Below are 23945 nucleotides of genomic sequence, written 5' to 3'. Positions count from 1 at the left end.
GCACCAGCAAGATATAGCAGAAAATACTACGGAAATAGTTCCTAACATCTCGTCTAACGAATTGACTCCTTTTGAAGCGGCAAAAGAAAAGGCTGCGGGCTCGAAATGGAATATTACTCTTAATGAAACAGATACCTGGAAGTTTGTAAATCTGGTTGAAAGCAGCGAGAGCGGAATGGCTATATGGTGGAAAAATAACCAGACGCAGCAGGATAAAATCAGATATTTTACCCCCGAAACTTATAATTCTCTTACTCCTTCACAAAAGAATTCTTTCGGTAATCCCGTCTTTTCTACGGGGGCAGATATAATCATTAAAAATGGCACAAGTTATGAGCAGCAGCCGAATACATTGATAAAGTCCAGCGTTGGGAAGGCACCCACTGCAGCGCAGCAACTTCAAAGCCACTATTCAGGAGAAGAGGATACGCAGGGGATGGTAAGCCGAGTTACCGGCATAAATGAAGGCGTGGTAGTTAAAGAAACATGGGAAGATATAAATAAGGTTTTCTATAAGGTCTATCAAGGGGCCACGCTTCTGGCGAATTGGGATGTTTCACTTGAGGAATTGACTTATTATGACCGGATGAATGGATTGAAGCATCCCTATTATACCGTAGATACTTCTAAAGAGAGAGGTATAACGATATCCGTGCAGATAGGTGTTGATCAGCATGGCGAACCGGTATATGAGACCAAGAATAATGTCCTTTATGTTTATGAGGTCGAGAATCAGGACTACATCAATATTATTAAGAAAGTAGATGTTTTAAATGACCAGATAATTATAGACGCTTACAGTCAGGCCGAACATCTTTATCAGCTTACTCCCGAAGAGAAAATAGTTTATAAAGATAATATTCCCGCTAGCGCTTATGATTCTTTAACCGGAAAGCTTTCCCGCATTTTCATCCCGCTTAAAGCCAATAAAGGCGGGATAGTAGTGAATATGCTGGAAATAAATTTAGCCGAAGGAAAAACTAAGTTTCAGAAATTAGATGCCAGAGGCAATTTGATTGAGTTGGAGCAAAGCACAGGTAAATTCTTTAATGAAGTAAATGATAAGGGGCAAGTGATTAAAACTACTCATTCCTTGGCAGGAGATATTAAGAAGCAGGATGTTCGTATAGGCACTGTTGGCGTTAAAGATTCACGCGGATTTTTAGAACAAAAGGGAGTAAGGTTTACCAATAGAAGCGATGACTTTGAGAATGAATTTAATAAATTTATCAATAGCTTTAAGAATCAGTCACAGTTTACCGTTTATAAGAGAACTCTTTACCTCGGTGAATTAAATAAAACGGTCTATGTTGTTTATGATGGCGTTTATAGTGAGCCGCGTTTAACTTTAACCGACCTTAATATCGAAATGGTTTATCCAAAAGGAATTTACTCCGCGCCAAAGGCGATTGAATTTACGCTGGATAAGTCATATTTCCCCGCGGAGGTAAAAACTTACCCGGAGATTACGCCTGTAACTGTAAAAGATAATCAGCTCAGTGTCGGCAATAGCAGCTATAAAATCCGCGGGGTTACCTTTTCTACGGTTCCTCAAGGTAAGGGGCAGCGCGATTTTGTTTTTAATCTCAATTCAGTAAATGAAACCTATTTTCAGAAGATGAATGAAACCGGGATAAATACAATAAGAACCTATTATCCGCCGATGCCGGATGTGTTGGATTTAGCCGCTAAAAATAATATCCGGGTAATCGTAGGATTCCCTTATTTTGATGACCGCTATAATCCAGGTCCGGATATAAAGACTGGCACTTATCTAAACTATATTAAGACCTATAAAAATCATCCGGCAGTTTTGATGTGGGAGTTTGGCAATGAAAACAATTATCATCCGGAATGGTCTAACGGTAATATTAGTGTTTGGTATGAGGCTTTGGAAAAAGCCGCCAATGCCACAAAGGCGATAGATCCCAACCATCCGGTTTCTACTGCTTACGGTTATGACGGCACTCCTTCTGCTAAAGACGCGCTAAAGAGTGTAATTGCTCAAGTTCCTTCAGTGGATGTTTTCGGTTTAAACGCGTATCAGTGGGATAGCCTTGCCAACACAATCGATGAAGTTAAGCAAGCCGCGGGTAATAAATCAATTTATATTTCTGAAACCGGCGCGGATTCTTATAATATGCGGGAAGGTAAAGAAAATCAAACTGAACAAGCCGCGGCAGATGTGAATATCTGGAATTCTTTAAAGGCTAAGAATATTCTTGGCGTTACCTTTATGACCTGGCAGGATGAGTATTGGAAAGCAGGAAATGCTACTAGCCAGGCTACTTCAGGGGCTGCTTTTGATGTTCCTTATGATTTCTTCGGTAACGAAGCGTTTTTTGGCTGGGTTACGATAAATGGAACCGAAAAAGAAGTTGTGTCTCAGATGCGCGGGCTTTGGCAGAATGAAACCAAAGTTCCTGTTTCGGCAATAAATGAAACTCTTACCGCCCGTGCTCCTCCTGTTCCCGAAGAACATCCGCAACCACAAGCGAATCAGACTGTACCTTCGAATTTCCCCGCGGTATTTAAGTATTTTAAGAATCCACTGGCTCAATCAGAATCTCAACCCACAATCGGAACGGTTACGCGTATGGTGGGAGAGGCCTCCGAATTTAAAGAATTAAGCGTTTATGATCCTCAAACCGGTAAAAATAAAACTTTCCCGCTTAGCGAGTTTAGGCTTACTAAGTTTGCCGCTAGCACCAGCGCAGGCCAGCCGTTAAACTATATTTACAGCGAACCCCAGGTGGATGCTTTTGGCAGGTCAAGAATGATCGCCTCTTTAGACCTCAAAGATATTTATTATGTCGCTAAATATCAGGATAAGAATTTCTATCAACCCGAAGAAGCAATGCTCATTAAGTGGAATGACGCGAAGGCAAGATATGAGATACTTAAAACGATGTATTCACAAGAAGCACTCGTCGACCTTAATAATATCTATAATTTTAGCGAATCTCAGAAAGATGATATTAAAACTATAATTGCCCAAATAAAACAAAAGACACCGGAGAATTTAACCGCGGAAGATTTGCGCCTCGTTCAAACGATCTCTAAAATCGGAAATGAAATTTTCTTTGAATATAATGTTCCCGGAGATGAAATCGGGCGAACCATTATTATTGACCGCGACGGCGCGATATTCGTGGCTCCGCAATTTATCGGGTTGGAGAGGATTCCTTTGTATGGCTATTTTATCGATAAAGCCAGCGGCAATATTATTTTAGAAGTGGAAAATGCTGATGCCAAAGATGCCAAATACGGTTTAGGCCCCGATGAAGAGACCAGATATTTTCGCGTACGTTATTCAATTCCCGGTACGGATATTGTTTGGTATCGCTGGCATTATCCTTATCAGGTCTGGGGCGGCTGGGCTTACGAGGAGCAGGGGTATTTTAAACCGTTAGATAAGCCTTATTCTTATGTGGATAAATTGGGTAATACGGTCAATGTAACTCAAACCTGGATTCCTACACAGCGGATTTGGGCTGATGGAGAATGGAGCAATCTAAAAGATACTCCTCAGAATGTAAGCGCCTACCATATCCGCGATGGAGAGCAAGTACCATATTATAAAGGTTCTTACGAAGGCGAACAAAATTCCGTAGAGAACCTCTCGCATTATAATCTTAGTTTCTCTAATATAAATTTAACTCAACCGGAGCAACAGGAATTAGATTTATTGTTAAAACACGGTATTGCATTATCAAAAAACCAGAGAGAATATGCTTCAGGGGCTATAGAAGACCGCTATACTTCTCCCGGGCATCCTTTAAAAGACGCGACAGTCGTAGATACTATAGGCAGCCCTACGATTAATATTAATCTCGGATGGCGAGTTGATGCCTATGGGCCATTCTTTGATAAGACATTAGTAGTTGATAAGCAAGGTAAGGGGGTAGTTGGATTCTATTGGCATCCATATGATGAAAAAGGAAACCGTATTACAAAAGAATACAAGGCGATAGTTGATTCTGGTGCTGAAAAGGAATATTTAGGCTATACAGGCAGCGGGCTCATTTCGGATTTAAATTCATATACAAAGCAATTCGGCAAGAATTTTAATGAGTCAGCTTCTCTAATCGAAACTCAGTACACTGAATTAAACCTCGAGGGTGAGATTTCAGCCAAACAAGACGATGCAAAATATTCGGATAATCCTAAGATTACAAGCCAGAGCTATTCTTTTACCAATGACTTTTTAGGAAAAGAACTTATAGCTGTAAGTCCTGCCTCTAAAAGCACTAACAAAACCGTTGTAAATAGATTGTGGCTATTTGAGCAAAATAAAACCTCCGCGCCGTTTGGCGTGTTGCCGGGAAGCGTCGAATTTAAAGAAAAAGATGGGATCTTTGGGGGATACGATATCCAGAGCGTGTTATACAAAGAAAAGATTTCTTATATTGATTGGTATAATCTAACAACGAACAAAGTAGAAAAAGTTAATGTAAAAGATTTAACGAACGGAACGTATGAACATGTATTTATATATGATATTCATAATACTGATTCAACCATTCTTTTGAAGAATAAAATTTATATTCCCACCGGGAAATTAATTCAAGACTTAAATGACCGCCCCAAGTCAGATACTTTTATACCACAACCCATAACTAAAGGCACAGAAATCGTTGATTTCAATGTTTCAGCTTCCGACGAAAGGCCGGTAATTAGTTTCGACCCTACAGAGAAAATTTGGCTGAAGAATTGGAGCCAGATAAATTATTTTTCAGATAAAACAATTCAGATGGTTTATGAGAGGGAAGGGACAGCTCCTAGTAAAATTTACGAGCAAGAATATAAATATGATGTATACGGTAATCTCGAAGACAACGGTAAACACAGAATTGGCACACTTGAACAATGGGTACAGGATTTACGTTCTTGGTCTTTATTACAGTGGATTATTGTTCCCTTAGCGGTAATAATCGTAACTTATATCACAGGGATTATCGCTAGCTTTATAGGCAGGCAAAAGAGGAAGATACCCAATTTCCTGCTTTGGAGAAACACAAACCGCCAAAGTGAGATACAAGAAATTGATGACTTGTTAAATAATCCCCTAGACTATGGATTTGAACAAGGGGTTGTCGATGAGGCTAAAGGATATTTAAATGATGAGATACGGCTGGCAGTTAACAAGCGGAAAATGCAAACTGTTATTGATGAGCACTTTGAAGAGTATAGAGTGTGGTTAAAGACGGTAAAAGGGGAAGGTTTAGTCGGAGAATTGAATTTGGAAGATCTGTATTTATGGCAATTAATCAATAGATCTGCTGCTAATTTTGCTTATTATACTCCTGCTTTCCATAGCTATTTATTCCGGGAAGCAAAAAGAATACCCAAAGCAGTCGTTGCTTTATTTATAAGAGAGGAAATTACTCGGTGGCATAAAATACTCGAATTACAAATTGGCCAGTTTAAAGGAGCTGTTCCCGGAAAATTTCGCGATGTTTCGGGTTCGGTGCCGCCAGAGTATTTTATCACCTACGATGATATGGATGATTTATTCAGGAACAAGAATTTCGTAAATAGCTATCGGAGTAAGGTTAAAAATGGCGATTACGACAAATTCATCGCTGGATTAAAACCTTTAGTAGAGAAATTGTTTAATAAGATCAATGGAAGTGATGGATTGATTGAAAAATACGGGGTTACGAATAAAGAGAAAATACAACAGGAAACCCTAAAATCTGAGGAATTTAAAGAGTATTGGAAGTTTATTCGTCAAGAATGGGATAAAGGTGATGAGGGTGCGGTAATTTGGAAAACATATCTGGAGAAAAGCGGGGGCATAATAATCGATACTAAGATATTTGGCAGAAAGTTATATTTAGTTATCAATTCTAGCATAAGGGGATGGCTGCGTACATTTAGGAACTTCATCAAACCCTTATCTATTCTTTTAGCTATGCTTTATATTGCTTCAGGATTTGCGCTTCTGTCAGTGGGAATAGGAATCACGGGTTTGGTGGTTTATTATTCAGCCGGATTGATTCTCTTGGCAGTAGGTTTACAAATCTGTAAAAGATTATTGGATAGATGGCTAGAAGTAAAGAATCATTCAGCATCCGTGAGGCCGGACGAAGGATATAAATCTCCCAAAGTTACTATCTGGTCAAAAGTATCAAGATGGGCATTTTGGATTTTAGGCGTGTTTATTCCAAAAGTACTTTGGAATTATTTTGTATTCTTTAATTTAGGCATAGTAACAAATGAGTTATGGGGAGGGGCGCTATTGATTTTAGGGTTTAACATGATCCCATTGGTAATAGTTGCCCTTTGGTTGCCGTTTATTATTTTCTTTTTCCTGGATACTTTTACCTTCTTTTATTTATCAGAAGCAATTGTAGGTTATGTGAAAGGTAAATACATCGGTATTGGCACTATAAAGTCCTGGAAACAAGTAAATAAAAAATTTAATGAAAAACAAATTGAGAAGCTGTTTAAGGATAAAATGATTCCTTCCAGTTTAAGTCTTAGTGATGAGCAGAAAAGAATGGCTTGGGCAAAAGCCTGGAATTTGATTGTAACAGCTTTGTATCTACAAAAGAGGTTGTCCAAACAAGAACTTGAAGCATATGAGTTCAAAATAGAAGAGAACTCGTCTGACTATCTTAAAGGTAAAATAAACGCAGAACCTAATTTGGGCAAAAAACCGCTTAACAAATCAGCAGAAGAAAGAATCATCTGGTTTGCGGATCAGCTGCATATGGATATGGATATCGCTCCAACATGGGAACAGCTTTTTTCACTCAGCATCATGACTCCGGTTGGTAACGAAGAAGTCATTTATGAGTTTAAGGATTTGAATAAAGTTCTTAATACCGGTTTAACGGCGCTGACGTATTTAATTAAACTTTTCCCGGATGAATGGAAAAACCTTATTGAATATTTAGAAAGCACTAAGAAATATCCTCCAGAGGAAATTGACAAGATGAAGAATCTGGTTTATGGTACCCCACTTGTTATAGGTAATGATGATTTGATAATGGAGGTAAGGCTTTGGGCATCGTATTCATTCCAGCCTTTATCAAGAACGATTAGGGGAATGATGTATTATCGGGATATCCTAAAGTGGAAATTGGGGATTGAGGACCCGGGATTCTTTGTTCGCAATACTGAGGAGCAGATAAATAAGAAATTACTTGAGAAATTTCAGTATGTAATAGCTTTTGACCAATACCGGAATTTCTCTGTTTCAACAAAGCCAGATGAAATACAAAAATTTAAGGATTTGGATTGGCTGTTGAAAGAATATCCTGAGATTTTACAAATAGCTTATTTCTTTAATGCTACTAGCGGCCTAGCGAAATGTAGTTCTGGAACGATTGTTCACTCGCAGAGTATCACTTTGCCGGGTAAGGAATTATTGGCCGAAGGTAAACCCGAAGGGCAAACTAATGGCATAAGATATGTTCGGGGAGAAAAGATGATGAGCATTGATGTTAATCAGGATTTCTACCTCGAACAATGGTTTTTTATGCCTAATTTAATGGAAAAGTTCAAATATGATGATCAAGTTAAGCTTATAGGTTTCCCGGAACATATAGTTACTGAAACATTTAACACAATAGCTAAATTTAACGCTCTTGCAGATGGAACATTTAACTCTTTGACGAACAGAGTTCTTACTCTACTAAAAGTCAGGTTCCATTATGGACATCCTGATATTTGGGATGAGACTTATGTTCGCCAGCGAGGTTCATCTTTGCCTTCTTATGTTAATGAAGATATCTTCGGAGGATACTTATTGGTATTAAAAGGATATACGGTGGATTTTTTTGAATTTATTCTTGCAGGCAAAGCAAGAGAAGTTGCTTTCTCGAAAACCGCGGGATTTTTTGAAAAATTAGGCATGGGCGGCGGCGAACAGGGTAGATCCCGATACTTGTATTTACTGAATACTTCTTCTAATTTCTCGCTTGATCAGGTAATGTCGCATTTCATCGGTGCCATAGGGTTCTTTTTGAGAAAACCCATAGTTAGATTGGGTGTTACTTCGTATATTATTCTTTTATTGTTATTGGGTATAAGCGGATTTGCTTCATTTCCTTCAGAAATAATCTTCGGGCTGCTGGCGATACTCCTTATGCAAGCTATCGCATTGGGAGGCTATTTTCAAATGATGCTGAAGAAAGGGTTTGTGAGAGCTACAGGCAGTTTCTCAAAGATGCTTATCGAAGGTATGGTGCCTTATTTTATGGCCCAGGTATTTACTTATGCTTTTGGAGTGCGAAAAGCAATGGATGGAATTGCGATGTATGTGGGAACAGGAAGAGGCTTTATGTTGCATCATATTCCTATCTTCGCGGTTAAGCCATTTGATTCGAAAGGGCGATTACAAGAAGAAAACGCGTCATTATATAATGATTACAGGAGAAGCCATATTCGTTATGGGTTAACTCTCACGGTTATTTCAATTATTGCCATATCTTTTTATTGGAATCTGACGTTAATCTGGTCATGGAGTTATGTATTAATGGTAGTTTCTGCTTTTGCTGTTCCATTCCTGGCAAATCCCGGGTCAACACCTTTAAGTGTGGGGACCAGGCTATGGTGGGGATTCTTTAAGGCAGATTGTAAGATTTGGCGGTTCAATGTGACGTCAAAGAAAAGTAATTATAACCTAATACAGAAAATAGAGATGGGTGTCTTCGGCATCTTCATTTTAGCTACAGTTCTTGTTGTAGGCATTATCATAGCTTTAGTTACATTAAGGCCAATTGTTTGGCTCATTAATCGTTTTAAGAAGGGGACTTACGTTTATCTTGGAGAAGTAATTAAAGGTAAGGCTGGTCAGTATTTCAATAAAATATATCAAATCAGGCTTAAGCTCGATGCTTTAGAAACTCAAGGCGCAGAAGCTCTTTGGCAAGATTTGGAAAATAAAAATCAGCAAGATTATTTAGAAAAAGTAAAGAGAGAAATCAAGAAGAGGGAACAACTACCTTTATCTTTCTTTATGGGAGAAGAAATGTTAAAACTTGCTAAAGAGCTAAGTTATAAAGAAGCCAGAAGTTCTATAATTTTAAATAATATGAATGTTATTTGGGATGATTTACCCGGACAATTAAAACAATTCCTTTTAAACTGGAATAACAATGATATAGATAAGGCCAAAGAAAATTTCTGGGGCATGCTTAACAATGAATATGAAAACCGTACTATTAATGAAAAGATTAGCCGAGAAGCAAAAAAAATATTAGATGATGCCAGTACGCTTAGTAATTTACGGCAGGCAAGGGCTCAAAACGGTAATTTTGGTTTGGTTATAACCATTACTCTTTGGGATTCGATAGAAGCAGGTTTACGTAATGCGCTTTTAGAAGTAAATGATGGCAATGTAACTAATGTGAAGAAATTGTTGTTCGATAAAATGAGCCAGATAAATAAGCAGGCGCAGCAGAAAATTGTAGATGAGCAGATTGAGGATAAGATAAAAGAACTATTGGCAGATGAAAATAACATTACCAATCTTCGTAGAGCAATAGAACAGAAAGGTCCTGACTTAGTAATTAATGATAGAATTTGGAATACGGATATTTTGGGAGAAAATTTTAAGCAAGCGCTCTTAGACACTAACGGCAACAAGGAAAAGGAATTAGAGGCTAAGAAAACATTATTTGATAAAATGGTGCAAAAGAATAAAGAGGCTCAGCAAAAAATAGTGGATGGCAATCTTGAGGGTAAAGCGCAAGAATTATTAACACAGAAAGGTATGGACACTAAGGTTCGGTCTGTTTTGGATCAAGCAAATTCGATAACCGCTATGGTGGATAACATCTGGAGGGTTGAAGTTATTGGCGCCCTTAAGGATGCCCTCTTGGATATCAATGATAGAAATGAAGCGAAAGCAAAGGAATTATTATTCAATAAACTTAAAAATAAATTAGTCGAAAAATCAACTATGACTGCGGTATCCTACAGTTGGACAACAGAAGAGACGCTTGAGAACCATGAGATTGCGCAATTAATTGATGAATTCTCGGCAAAAGGCAACGATATTTTATGGGCTGAAGCTGCTCAGGAAACCAAGGAAAATTATATACAGAGAGCCGTTAATGAATTCCGGGGAAGGCAACCGGTCTCATCGCAAAAAACATTGAACGATTATATGTTTGAGCAAAAAGCAAAAACGTTGCTTTTTAAAGATAAGGAAAAAGAAATAGCCTCGATTTTATGGAAAAGATTATTAGATGCGCTATTATTGGAAGAAAAAGTGGAATTGGAGAAGCAGGCTTTGCTCGATGCTAATAAGCGTAATCAAGACCAGGTTCAAATAGATAACAAGGAAATTTTACTTTTATTGGAAGAAAAAGTGGAATTGGAGAAGCAGGCTTTGCTCGATGCTAATAAGCGTAATCAAGACCAGGTTCAAATATATGTCAAGGAAATTTTATTCTTAAGGAGGACATTGCTTACTAATATTGTGAGGCAGAGCGTGGTATTAAAAGATGGTGGAAAAGTAAATACAGATTTTCAATTAAAACTATTCAGCCTTTCCGTTTTCCCCGCCTTCCTTTCCACTGCCGTATATTCTCCAAGTTTTGAATCTGCATTGAATCTGTTAATTTCTTTTGTTTCTGCTAATCCAATCATCAGCGTTATTATGGTATTAGTGTTAGGGGTTGGGTTATTCTTTACGATTTGGCGTTATGTGTCTCCAATGAGTTGGTATATTTGGTTGGGTACATTATACCCAGAAGACTTAAAGAAATTAGGTGTTACCCAAGAACAACTGGTGAATGGTTATATTAGAGTCTTAGTAAGTTCAGATGAGACTGTCCGCTCCGTAGCCAGTGGTGCCTTAGGTGAACTGGGTGATAAACGAGCAGTTGAGCCTTTAATTAATGCTTTATATGATCTAAATTCATATGTTCGCTCATCCGCAGCCAGTGCTTTAGAAAAACTTGGAGTTTTAACTACTGAGCTTAAAATAGAAAGATATATTTTAGATTTAAAAGATAGCGATAATCATGTCCGCTCATTGGCAGCCGAGGTCTTAGGTGAAATCGGCCCAGCCGCTAAAGCGGCTATTCCTGCCTTAATCGAGGCATTAGAAGACAGCAAAACGGCTTTAATCGGGAGCAATTTCCGCTCCTTCGCAGCCAGTGCTTTAGGTAAACTTGGCGATAAACAGGCAGTTGAGCCTTTGATTAATGCTTTATATGATCCAGATGTCAGCTCATCCGCAGCCCAGGCCTTAGGTGAAATCGGCCCAGCCGCTAAAGCGGCTATCTCCGTCTTAATCGAAATATTAAAAGATAGCGATTATTATGTCCTCCGCTCATGCGCAGCCAGGGCTTTAGAAAAACTCGGAGCTTTAACTATTGAGCTTAAAATAGAAAGATATATTTTAGATTTAAAAGAGAGCGATGATTATGTTCGCTCCTCTGCAGCCAGGGCTATAATAGAAATAATGGGAGATAGTTACTGGTTAGAGAAAATTAAGTCAGCAATCAGCCGCGGAGGCGAATATTCAGGTATACCTTCAATATCAGCGGATATGAGCGCGCTTATCAAAGAATTAAACACAGCCGGTTCTGCCGGAGAACCTACTGCCGCGATTAGTGGAAATAAACTTTTGCGTAGGCATAGAGTTTTCTTTTACCGGATTGAACAAGCCAAGGCAGAAGATTTATGGCGTAAATCTTATGCTAAAACCGGTCCGTTATTGGCTACTCAAAAAGAAGGAGTGGTTGTCCCTGTAATCGGCGATTTTTACTTGGTTATCCGAGCCGAAGAAGCCGATGATAAAATATACCTGAATATCCGGCGTCTAAGTGATGAGGAAGTTAAACAGCGTTACGGCTTAGTCAAGTTAAGAAAAGCTGACGGAGAACCTTATGAACTTGAATTTTCTTCACTGCGCGAGGTAGTCGGCCGCTTATCTATGTTTCCCGGTGCTTTTGGCTGGGTGCAGATAGTTTCAAGACAAAGAGGCGAGGAGCCTTTGCGCTGCCCGGCAGATTTATTTATTCCGGTTCTCACCGGAGAAAAACTTGTTTTCCAGCCAGCCAGGCTGGAAGTAAAAGGGTTAGGTACACCAGTCATTAAGTCTATCCATAACGTTTTTGACAGAAAAGGCCGACCGGTACAAATTATGGAAAATCAGTCCTCCCGTCCTAATTCTCGGATTAAATTCCGCTTGCTTGATGAAGAGGACAAGGTTATTAGTGAAGACATAAATTACTTTTTAAGCCTGTCCGGTTCCTTAAGCGGGACTAACTACCAACCGCATTTTAATTCTCCGCCCGGTATGGAAGAAGCCGACCAGTCTCAGCGCGACGGCAGTAATGAGCCACGGGTATGTCTAAACGGCGTAACTTTGCCGAACCATCCGTTATTTCACTGGTGGTTTAAGGACAGTTTGTCTGGAGATGGCCGCAGTTATGGGGTAACCTTGCGTTTAGCTAAGTCCGACAGCCGCGCTTTGCGTTTGCGCGAGCTCTTATACGAATACGAGCAATTCGGGCAAGACAGCCACTTGGGCAGGTGGAAAGCTGAAGGCCGGGTATTTAATATGCTGAAAGATTTTCTTTACCGCGTGGGGCTAAACCTTGCCGGAATGAATAAGAGCGAGCTTTACCTTTTTCCCAACGGCAATAAGAGAATTGATGAAACTACCGATACCGATAATTACGGCGCCGTAGTTAGGAACATTTACGGCCGGGGGGTCGGCAGCCTGATGAGTGCTGAACCGGCATATAATATGATTTTAAACAACTATTGTTTCAACGGTGATTTCGCCGATTTAGGCGAATATGTTGACGGTCCCGGCACAGCGAATTTCGCCAGAGCTTACCTGTTGCATTTTATGGCCCGGCTGGTGCGCGATTTTAAGGAGAAAGAACTCTTAACCGAACGGGAGGCCGGCGACCCCCGGCTCCTGGCGGCTTATTTAAACGGCGTCAGCTGTCTTGACCCGGACAGCGCTCAATACGGGGGATTAGCGTTAAGTTTTCCTGACCCTGCGATATTTCAATTGAGGCAGGAAAGATTCAGCGAAACCGACTCCGACGGTTATTCCGGTTCGGAGATGGTGAATTACTGGATTGAAGTTACTGATTTAAGTCTGTCCGGAATTTTAGCAGAAATTAACAATAGATGTTCCTCCCGGAGGTATTTATCGACTAATCTCAAAGAATCAGGGGTAATCCGAGTTTTCGAACGATTTTATTGGTCGTTTAAGTTTTGTGATGAACATGGGTTAGAGATATCAGGATGCTCTCTAACCGGAGTGGCATTAATGCAATTTATGAGGGGATGTTTTAATTATTATTGGGATTCTCATCCAGAATTGGCTCAATCAAAAAATGCCCGTGAGTTTAAAGAATTGTTTTGGGCTTTACAGGACGCGCTTGCTTTTCAATCAGCAACGGTGGAATGCGTCGGCAGAAAGATGGATTTAGAGCAGGCCGTTGCGCGTTTTAATGATTTGGTTGAGATTTTGCGCTGTGAGGAATCAAGAAATCAAGGAGGCAATCGACAGTATCCTGTCACAATGCCGATAGGCAGCGACGTAGTCAAAAAACTTATTAGGCTCGATAAGGAAGACATAACAAATAAGAAAGATGGCGGAAAGATAGAAAAAGATACCGCACTATCTTTGGAAGCAGAAAATTCTATTATAAATATCCGCGGTTATGGCGCTATGACCATTATCAAATGGCTGGCCCATTCTGAAAGAGTAAGTCAGGTAATCGAGGGTAAATTTTATGATATTTTACCAGTGACCGCGCAAATAGCTCCTACACATATATGCCAATATCATTGTCCGACATGCAGCTATGGCGTTTCTAAGGAAGAGATAAGAGCGGCGATAGCAAAAGGCGAAGCTAAAACAAGCGATTTCTTCATGAAATTAGAAGATATGAAATTATATATAGACAGATTGGCAGAATCTGGGGTAAAGGCAGTTGTTTTTACCGGCGGCGGAGAGCCGTTACTCAACCCACACACAATAGAAGGGATGGAATACGCCAAGCGTAAAGGAATGAGCGTAGCGCTTTTTACCGATGGGTATCTTCTTTCACCGGAAAAGTCGGAGCGAATTCTACGCATCGGCTTGTCTTTCTTGCGGATAAGTTTTAATGCCGGAACCAAAGAGACGTACAAACATTTCCACGGGACAACGGAAGACGCTTTCTTTAAAGCAATAGAGAATATTAGAAATTTAGCTAAAGCCAAGAAAATAACCGGTAGTAAGATGAGCTTTGGGATAGGAGTGATTATTACTCCACTGAACATAAAAGATTTATTGAATATCGCCGTGATTATGAAAGAGATAAACGATGACTTTGGGACTATAGATTCTATTGCCTACCGGCCCACCGTAAGATATGAAAGAGGCTGTCAAATTACACAGGAGACAATAGATTCATTGGAATTTGTCCGCACTAATCCGGAACTAAACAGGTATTATCAGGCATATTATGATTTCATCTACAAAGGTAAGCAGTTCCCGGCGTCCCTAGTTCAAGAAGCTTTAATTAATTTAGAAAAAGAAGTAAAACCTTATTTAGAAAGCGGAAAAAATCCGATTTCTGTATTAATTCCGAAAGAACGAATGGATGGAGTATACCAGGCGCAGAAGTCATTTAGTAAATGTTTGGCTTGTCCTTGGGTAAGTTTCATCGGTTCAGATGGTACGGTTTACCATTGCGTAGAATTAGCCATAGACAAACGTGTTGCCTACGGAAATTTAAAAGAACAAACTTTAGCTGAAATATGGAATAGCCAAAAGCGTAAAGATGTAATTGAAATGATCAATAATAAAGGATTATCCACTATTTGTCCGCCAGTATGCCTGCTTTTCGAATATGATAAGACTTTCGCAAATATCGCTAAGATGCAGTCCAGCCCAGATATAGGCATGCAACTAACCAAAGAAACTATACAAAAAAAGATGAAACTTTTTGATGCTGAATTAAAAGAATTAGGCGAAGCCGCTAATTTTATGGCTCCTGATTGCGTACTTTCTATTCCCCCTGAGCTCAATACTTTTAAGCAAGTTAATTTAGGCAGGATAATTATTCATAGCGACAATAATTTAAACTTAAAACGCACTGATGTTTTTATTCAAGGGGTTTATTATGAGAGGCTTCAGCAAATCTTTGGTTTTGTCTCCCATTATATTAATGGCCCGCCTCTTAAGATAAATGTTATTGTTGAGCCTGTGAAAATAGGTAAGCCGTCCATGTGGTATAATCCCCTAAGTAATACCGTTCATATTCAGGCAATTCTTTTAACAAATTTTATTCCCCTCGAATATCTCTATTTTGTGGCCCACCATGAATTTATCTTGCATGCCTATAAAGAACTAGATGAAAGCTCTGCTTTAGACAAAAGTGTAACTTTCTTATTTAGCCATGCAGACATATTTAGAAAAGTTTTATACTTCTTAAGAGGCAATCTTGATATCCAACCGAAATACATCACTGTTGGCCAAATCTACGATGGCGGTAAACAAACTAAGCCGGAATCGGAGAAAAGACAATTCGGCAGAAGGCTTAGCAAGGTGAGTTATAAAGATAGAATTATAGCCTTAGTAAGCAGAAATGCGATGGGGAAAATAACTCCGGAAGAATTACCAATGCAAATCGAAATTAAAAATATTCTTAACGGCGAAATAGTTAGTATCAATACTAACACTCAGAAGACATATAATATTATAAGTATTAAAGGTAAGCAGGTGGAAGTAGGCCTATACGACAAAATTGGAAGAGAAATTAAGAGAGCGACTTTAAATGAAAAAGATACAATTAGCATTATAGGAAGATATGGGCTCAAATTTTTTGGGGACGCAAAGATAATTGAAATAAGTTCACGGGAGATATCTGCTGCTGATATTTATAAGTTATTCCAGGCAGAATTTAGAGGCCTTGTTGAAATAATCACAGATAATGGTAGAGATGCAGGTATGATAATTAGAAATAATTTAAATATTCAAAGATTTATGGCATTTTCTGTTTATGAGCTTGCTATGCAATTGTGTATTAATATTATACATAAAGATTCGAAACTTTCTCTGCCTCATGTCCATACGCCATTTGAATCGCCGAGACACGAAATTATGATTGTTCTTTCCGGTAGCATTAAAACAAGTATTTATACTAAAGAAGGGAGATTTATTAATTCAAAAATTTTAAATGAAGGAGATATTATCTATTTTGTTGAAGGTCACAGTTTAGGATATATAGGTATTGATGCAAGATTGTTGGAAATAAAACAAGGGCCGTATCCTGGAGCAGCAAAAGATAAGATATTCCTATTTGCGGGTAAATTCGATGGCGGTAAAGAAGAAAATAGATTACCTCTGTTTTGGCAAGGGAATATAAATTGGATAGGTACATTTAAAACTAAAACTGTTCGTTGCGCAATTTGTGGATCCAATAGTCATAAGGCAATAGGAAAGATTATCATTAATAATCAAGAGATGAATATCGTTAAATGCCATAATGATGGATTTATGTGGCTTAATCCGCAACCCGTAGATAAATTTTATAAAGATTTATATAATATGCAATATTTTGTGAAAGACAATAGGGGTGAAGATTTATCTGAACAGGTTGGGATTATGGAGGTAGGTTCAAAAGAAGTAGAGGAAGAGAGGAAGAATATAGCGCGTATTAGAGCCGATGAATTAGAAGAAATAGTTAAGCAGAAAGGTAAAGTTTTAGAAGTAGGATTTGCCAGTGGCTATCTATTGGAAGAATTAGAATCAAGGGGTTGGAATGTAGAAGGTGTTGACATATCAGAAGCAATGGTCGAGATAGCTATTGGGCGCGGTCTGAAAGGAAGAGTATATGCCGCAGAATTAAAAGAGATGAACTATGCTTCTGACTCTTTTGATGTTGTTTTATTATATGACACTTTAGAGCATATTCCTTCACCAAAAGAATTTATGCAAGAGGTAAAACGTATATTAAAACCAGAGGGGATAGTTATTATTAGATATCCAGAGACTCTCGAAACTGGACCGGTTCTTCATTTAGGAGACCATATAAGCCATTTCTCAGAAACATCTATGAGGATCTTATTAAGTACGGTTGGATTTAATGTGATTAGTATAAAACCGAGCGGTATTTTCTATGGTTCAAAAGGAAGATCAATACAGAATATGACAGTAGCCGCCCGGAAAACCAATATCTTAGGAGATACTCAAAAGATATTTAACCTAAATTCTGACGGTGGCAGCAAGCAGGTCTCTTCGGTTGATCTGATGATGAAGATCGCCTACATCATGGCAATGCTGGGAATTAAGGATTATAAGAGGGTAATTCAGATATTCAGGACATCACTTGATTCAGTGGCGTTTGTTAAAGAGTTAAGTAGGGTTAGCGGTAAATCTGAGGCAGATGTGTTGGCGGTGTTAAGAAGAGTAGAATTCTTTAAACCGGTTGCCGCGAATTACCGTTTGAACAAGGCAAGAGAAGAAAAATTATTTGATCCGAGAGAATTCCAAACCCGTAAAGTTGCGGTAGATGTGAAAGCGCAGAGTTATCAAGTAGAGGGTAAACAGCAGGATATTAACGGGGAGCCTTTATCTGATTTCTTAAGTTTATTTAGGGATTTGGCAAAAGAAGTTCCTTTTGTCTTCAGAGATGATATGGATAAATTCGTAGGTAGATTCTTAGGTTTTACGCTTATAGATGGACAGAGAGACGCAACGGATTTGTTGGATACCTTAGGCATGGTCGAAGGATTCTTTAAGGGCATTGACTTAAACAACATTAAATATGTAATTACCTCCGGTATTGGCGCAAATGAGATGTATTCACATCAGTTAGCTAGGGCATTGAATGAGTATTTCAAATTGATGGGGATAGATGTGAAATGGATAGTAGTGAATAATCCAGCGCATTTAAAGGTTTTACCCGCGGACGCCAATGACGTCAACGCCATAGTGTTTGAGATGTCCAGGTCTGGTAGTACCAAAGAGACGCTTGATTTCTTCAACGCGACCAAAGATATGTTTAAAAAGAGAATAGTTGCGGCCGCCAAAGGCCAGCTAATGAAATTAGCGGAAGAATTAGCAAAGGATTCTACCGCTAAGGTGTTGATTATCAAGGATATTAGAGGAGACATCGGCGGCAGGCAGATGAACAGAAAGACCCTAATGACTTATGTGCCATTATTTATGGCATTGGCAGTAGGATTAAAATCAACAGAAGTCGCCAAAGAGTATTTAAAATATTACGTTGAGGAACTCAATGCTGCTAATAACGATTTAGCCTACAAGAATGGATTGGATAGCGTTGGTGTGCAGTTAGCTGAAGCCTTGCTGAGGTATCGTGAATCAGGCAGGAATAAGTTCTCGGTGATATTCGATAACAGCCTTAAGTTTACCACCAAAGAGTTGTTACAGCTCTTAAATGAAGGCGGGAATAAGAATATTGCCGGAGGATCAAACAATAATATTTTGGTTAGCTATTCGCTTAAAGATGACAGAAAAATATATGAAACTGTATTTGAGAAAGCTCCACAATCACAAACGCTGTTATTCTTATTGAACAAGAACACAGATAATTATAATGAAACCTTAGAATATATAGGGGGGTTAAAGGATAGAGGGATACCTTGTACTGTAATCTCGATAGAGTTAACTGATGATTTAAAGAATAATTTAAAGGTTTTAGCCAGGACAAGCGCGCTATTGCAAGATATGGTGGTTTATTTTACCTACATAACCAATCAGGATGCTAATTCTAATCCTGCGGTAAAACTGGTAAGAGAGTTAACCGCAGCCGGGTTCGATAAAGTAAAAGAAAAGAAAGCCAAAAAACAAGATATCCGCATGAGTTTTGAAGATGTCATCACCAAGATTGAAACGGAGCAGGCGCTTGCGGAAGTTGCAATTAGTGAAGCGTTCAAGGCAAAGAACATCCAGAGACAGGCTTACAATAAAGAATTTGACGTGTTTAATAACGCGTTAAATGATTTGGCTAAAGGATTGAGCATCTCCAATACAAAGGTAACTATGGGATTTGTTAAATCAATCTCCAAAGAAGCGGCAAAGGCTGATGTGGGAGAAGCAGGCGGTAGTAAAGTCCAGGAAATAGATGAGGCATTTAGACTCTCAGAAATAGGAGAATACTTAGGACTGTCATCAACAACCGCGAAGAGTATTCCTTTAGAGAAACAGGTAGTGTTATTCCAGAATGACCGGGTAAAGATTTCTGTGGCGATTGAGAAAAACAGTGAATTTACACCAACCGGTGATTTGAATAAAGACTTGGTTAGATACCAGAAGATGATGTTTGAGGCAAGAAAAGACAGCCTGATCTATATGCCGTTGACATTCATGGAAGTGGATATAAATAATCCTAAGATTAAAGAGTTAGCATTATATTTAACCAAGTTGTTTGCGGATTGGAATATTACCGTGCCGCTTCTGGCATTGCCCGGTGTCGCGCATACCGGAATTGAAGCGATTATGTCACATCCTTTAAGCGTCTTTAACATTGCGATCATCTATACCAATACCTATGGAAAAGGTTTAGATAATAAAGAAATAGAAGCAGGTATTACAGTTGATGACGCGACTTATGTGTATGGAGACGGCAATGTGGTGAGAATGGCATTTGGCGGTTCACCCAGTATTATTTTTGAAGTCAAGAATGCCGAGGATTTAGTGTATGTCGAGAGCGTGATAAAAGAAGCGATGAGTGAGTTTAAAGGGCAGATTAGATTTGACGGCGGCACCCGCCAAGACTGGTCTACGATCAGGGTCTTAGGCAAGGAAGGTTTTACTCAACCTACAGCCATATACCTATCCGTATTCAGCTCAGAGCAAAAAGCAGCCTTCCACCAATACTTTGAAGGATACAACTGGCCGGCAAACGCTACTTTTGACAATGATATGGTAGTCTCTGACCTTAAAGCAGGACAAGGAATAGTCTTAAAAGGTAATGGCTTAGGCATCTTAAGCGTCATCCGAGCCTATATCGCCAGGCTAAAGCTTAACGACGGCATCTACAGCCTCGAAGAGATCCTAACCCAAACCAAAGACCACACCGTAGTCATCACCGCCGGCGGCCAAGCCCAGAGGAACGCCAAATACACCCAGATAGGCAAATGCCTGGCCATTACCCCGATTACCAGCAAAACTGCAGATACCGCCTCACCGATCATGGAATCATTATTAGACCTAGCGGTAAATATGGAAGCTAACTACAAAGACAGCTTCATGTTTGCCGTTATCTATGGTGATGCCTTAATGACCTTTAATCCTGAAGAATTAGCCAGATATTACACCACTAATCCCGAAATCAAAGACGGCCTTGCCTGTTTACTCTTGAAGATAAGCTACAAGGAAGCCACCAAATATGGCATGGCTAAACAAAAAGGAATCAATGTAGTTAAATTCCAGGAGAAATACAGCAAGGTCGAAGAAGAAGAAATAAAGAAGGAAATCGGCAGCCAAGGGTTGAGTGATGATGGATTCATGAAAGCCTGGCTTAAGAGTAGAGAATACTTGGTAGAAGATGAATACATCCTGATGAACCCGGCATTTTCAGTCTTAGGGATAAAAGCCTTCATAGCCTATGCCTATTTAGCCGGGATAGTCAATAAAGAAGGCCTGATGGAAGTAAAAGAAGGCAAAGTCCAGTATCAGCAAGGTAATTACTTAGATAAGGCCTTAAAAGGAGAGATCGGTAAAGAGGTAGACATAGATTACTTTGGTAAAATCGTGCCGGCTTTTGCCCAGGAAGCCAAATCCGAAGCAATAGCCGATTTACTTAAAGATTACCGCGGCCTGCTTTACGCCTTACCGGTTAAAGGCGTCTGGTATGACACCGGGGCAATCCTGCTGGAAAGAGATACTTCCTTACAGGAAAAAGCATACCAAGAGATCGCAGAAACCTACCAGTTACAGGAAACAATCGCCAGTGCGGTAAAGGTAGGAGGAGAAGCAGTTAAATCCTATGCCTATAATTCCTATGTAGAAGCAGAACAAGGCGATATCCATCCTAAGACGCTGATTACCAATACTTTTATCAAAGCAGGTGAGATTATCTTAGAAGAAGGTAGCCAGATCTACAATGTCCTCTTAAACAATATCACCTACTTAAAGCTTTATAAAGACTATGTCTTAAATGAAGGCGCGGTTAAGATTGACGGCAAAGACTTCACGGCATTTTTGATTTGGGAACAGGTAATCGATGATGTCAAGGAGAACTTCTACGCCAACAGGCCGTTAACCAGTAACCTTTTCAAATCCAAGATCTTCCCGGTAATCAGCATCCAGCAGTTATCAGGAGGCGAAGCAATCGATAAGTTAGACGCCCAGCTTTACCAGCAATTACCAGAAATACTGGAATACTTGCAGCAAAAGATTAAATCGCCTCCTTCCTCCTACAAAGAAGCCTTAAAGAAAGGAAGAGTCGCCTCCATTGAAGACATCTACAAGAATCAGTCCCCAGAAAGCTTCGTGGCCAGAAGGAACCAGATTAAAGAGTTGGTGGGGAATAATTTGGAGTATGGGGAAGAGAAAAATAAGTTATTAGAACAATTAGCTTTTTATCTTACCATGAAAGATGAGCAGGCTGAATTGGGTTTACCTGAAAGAACAGATTTATTGATGTTGCTAGGTAATGATGATTTAGGAGTTACAGAAGAAGCGGCAAGGATTTTTAAGGAAAGAAAAATAAGTGAAATAATCTGCTGTGGTGGAGTCGCGAGATTGACATTCCCTTTGATAAAGAGTGTTTACGCAAAGTACGGCCACGTTGTGATTTCAAATGAAAAAACGTTAAATAGTGATAACTTTGAAGAGGTCAAGAAAATTTTAGAACCGCTTCATAACGCAAATCAATGGAATAAGATACAGGAGATTGTTACTGGTGAAGCTTTAATTATGGCGAATATTTTAATCAAACAAGGCGTGCCGAAAGAGCGAATTAGGCTTGAATTAAGATCACAAAATACTAATGACAATATAAAATTTGCCAGAGAGATTCTGAAAGATTCATTACCTAAAGGCGGAGAGTTTACCGTTATATTAATGCAGAAACCTTTACAGCAGAGGAGGGCTTATTTAGGGTTCCTTAAAAATTTCGTTAAACCAGAAGATAATTTTAGTATAAAAGTTATTAATTACGCGCAATTCCCAAGATTAACAGAAGAGCAGGAAAAGTTGATTTTTGAGGAACTGGAAAAAATAATTACATATCTTGCTGATGGCTGGATAGCCGAAGAAAATCAAGAAAAGTTAAAAGAGATAAGGGGTATTGTTAAAAAGCTTGCAGGACTGGGAGATGAAAGGGCCATTAAGCTTTTAAATGTTTTTATTTCCAAACAAATTGAAAATTTAATTTCTGAACAAATAATAGTTAAAGTAGCTTCTCCCCTAGTTGAGCCCGGTGGCCTCGCGGTAAGATACGATACGGAACATGACAGAGGAATTTTTCAAGTTCAAATCAATCCCAATAGAGAGCAGGGAAAAAGGGGTAAATTGGAGCAAGGCAAATACGGATGTTTCTTGTGCCCTGAAAATATGCCTAAAAAAGAACACGGCATAGTTTTGGATAAAGACTGGACAATTTATCCTAATCCAAATCCTTATGAAAAAAACCATGTTGTTTTGGTGCGCAACGCGACCGAAGATGAACATCCTTGCCAGATGGTTAATCGTAAATCGTATATCCGCACCGCGCTGAAATTTTTATATAAATTAGCGGTGATAGAAGGAAGAGAAGATTTTAATCTTACCTTCAATAGCTTAAATTCAGCCGCTTCATCAGGGCATTTCCATTATCAATTATTTGAAGTGCGGCTTCCGATAATTGATGTAAAAGATTTGTCTATATATCCAGCAACAACCATTTTAATTGAAGGGGATTATGCGGATAGAGAAAAGTTGGTAAACAAAGTTTGGGATATCCTTAGTATTTTGAATAGCAGTGCGGCAGGCTTTACTCCTTACAACATATTGTTTAATATTCGTGAAGGTAAGATTAGAGTATTTATTTTCCCGAGAGCCGCGGAGAATCCGGGTACAGTTGATAAAAAACTTATAGGCACAAAATTTGGAATTTGTGAAATGTCAGGGATGCTTATTGTTTATGATCAAGATGAAGTAACTAAAGAAGCCTTATTCCGTCCCGATCCTAATAGAAAAGAAAATCTAATTTCTATCACGGAAAACCTAATTAAAGAATCAATCAAAGTCGCCAGTATTCCTCTTGGCCGTCTGCCTGCTCCTCTTAATATAGCCATGCTTGGTGTGAATATGTTTAATGCCGAAAGAAAAAGGGTCGACGAATTATTTACTTCTGAGCAGATTAGTCAAATAATAGGTATTATTAAAAAAGGTGAGCTTCCATTAAGGGTAGATATTTCCGATAATGAATTATATCAAGTTAATTTGGTTGTAGAAGCTGCAGAAAAAGATAATAAAAAATCTATTTTATCTTTGACGCTATACAAAGGCGTAAAAATAGATATAAAAGACATAACGTTTGCGAGGTTAGAGGAAAATAAACAGGAAGAGTTAACTCAAGACGGCGGCACCCAGATCAAGCGTCTATACGAATCATCCCTAGAAGCATTCCAGAGAGAATTTACAGAGCTTTCTGCGGATGTAATCCTTATTTCAGCCGGAAACAAGGCCATGTCTGGTTATTATGATGAGCATTTTGCTTCCCTAAGAGGAGTAATCTACAGGAACGATATTCCGCTTGTCTCTATACCTGACCCCGAAGGCGTACGCGTAGGTAACGGCGGGGCAATCGGCAACACCCTTTTAGCACTTCAGGATAAGCTTCCTGAATTACAAGAAAACTATCCTCAGCTTAAAGGTAAGTCTATAGAAGATTTAAGGGTAATTCTGATTCAGGCGGGCGGCTTTGGCACAAGGTATACCCCGGGCTCTTCTGATGGCTCAAAGACCTTAATGCCCATACCCGTAGTGTTACCCAATGGTAAACAAG

1 protein-coding gene (running past both ends of the window) is annotated in these 23945 nt (G+C 39.1%); it reads left to right on the top strand.

Positions 1 to 23945 carry part of the coding region annotated (locus PHG87_07270; GenBank protein ID MDD5477974.1) for a GNAT family N-acetyltransferase on the top strand (this coding region is incomplete at both ends). The annotated region is longer than the window, extending 8620 nt past the left edge and 21594 nt past the right edge, so 23945 of the 54159 annotated nt are shown.

The sequence above is a fragment of the Candidatus Omnitrophota bacterium genome (assembly GCA_028716245.1).
Lineage (GTDB): Bacteria > Omnitrophota > Gorgyraeia > Gygaellales > Profunditerraquicolaceae > UBA6249.
This window is presented reverse-complemented; position numbering and strand designations above follow the sequence as displayed.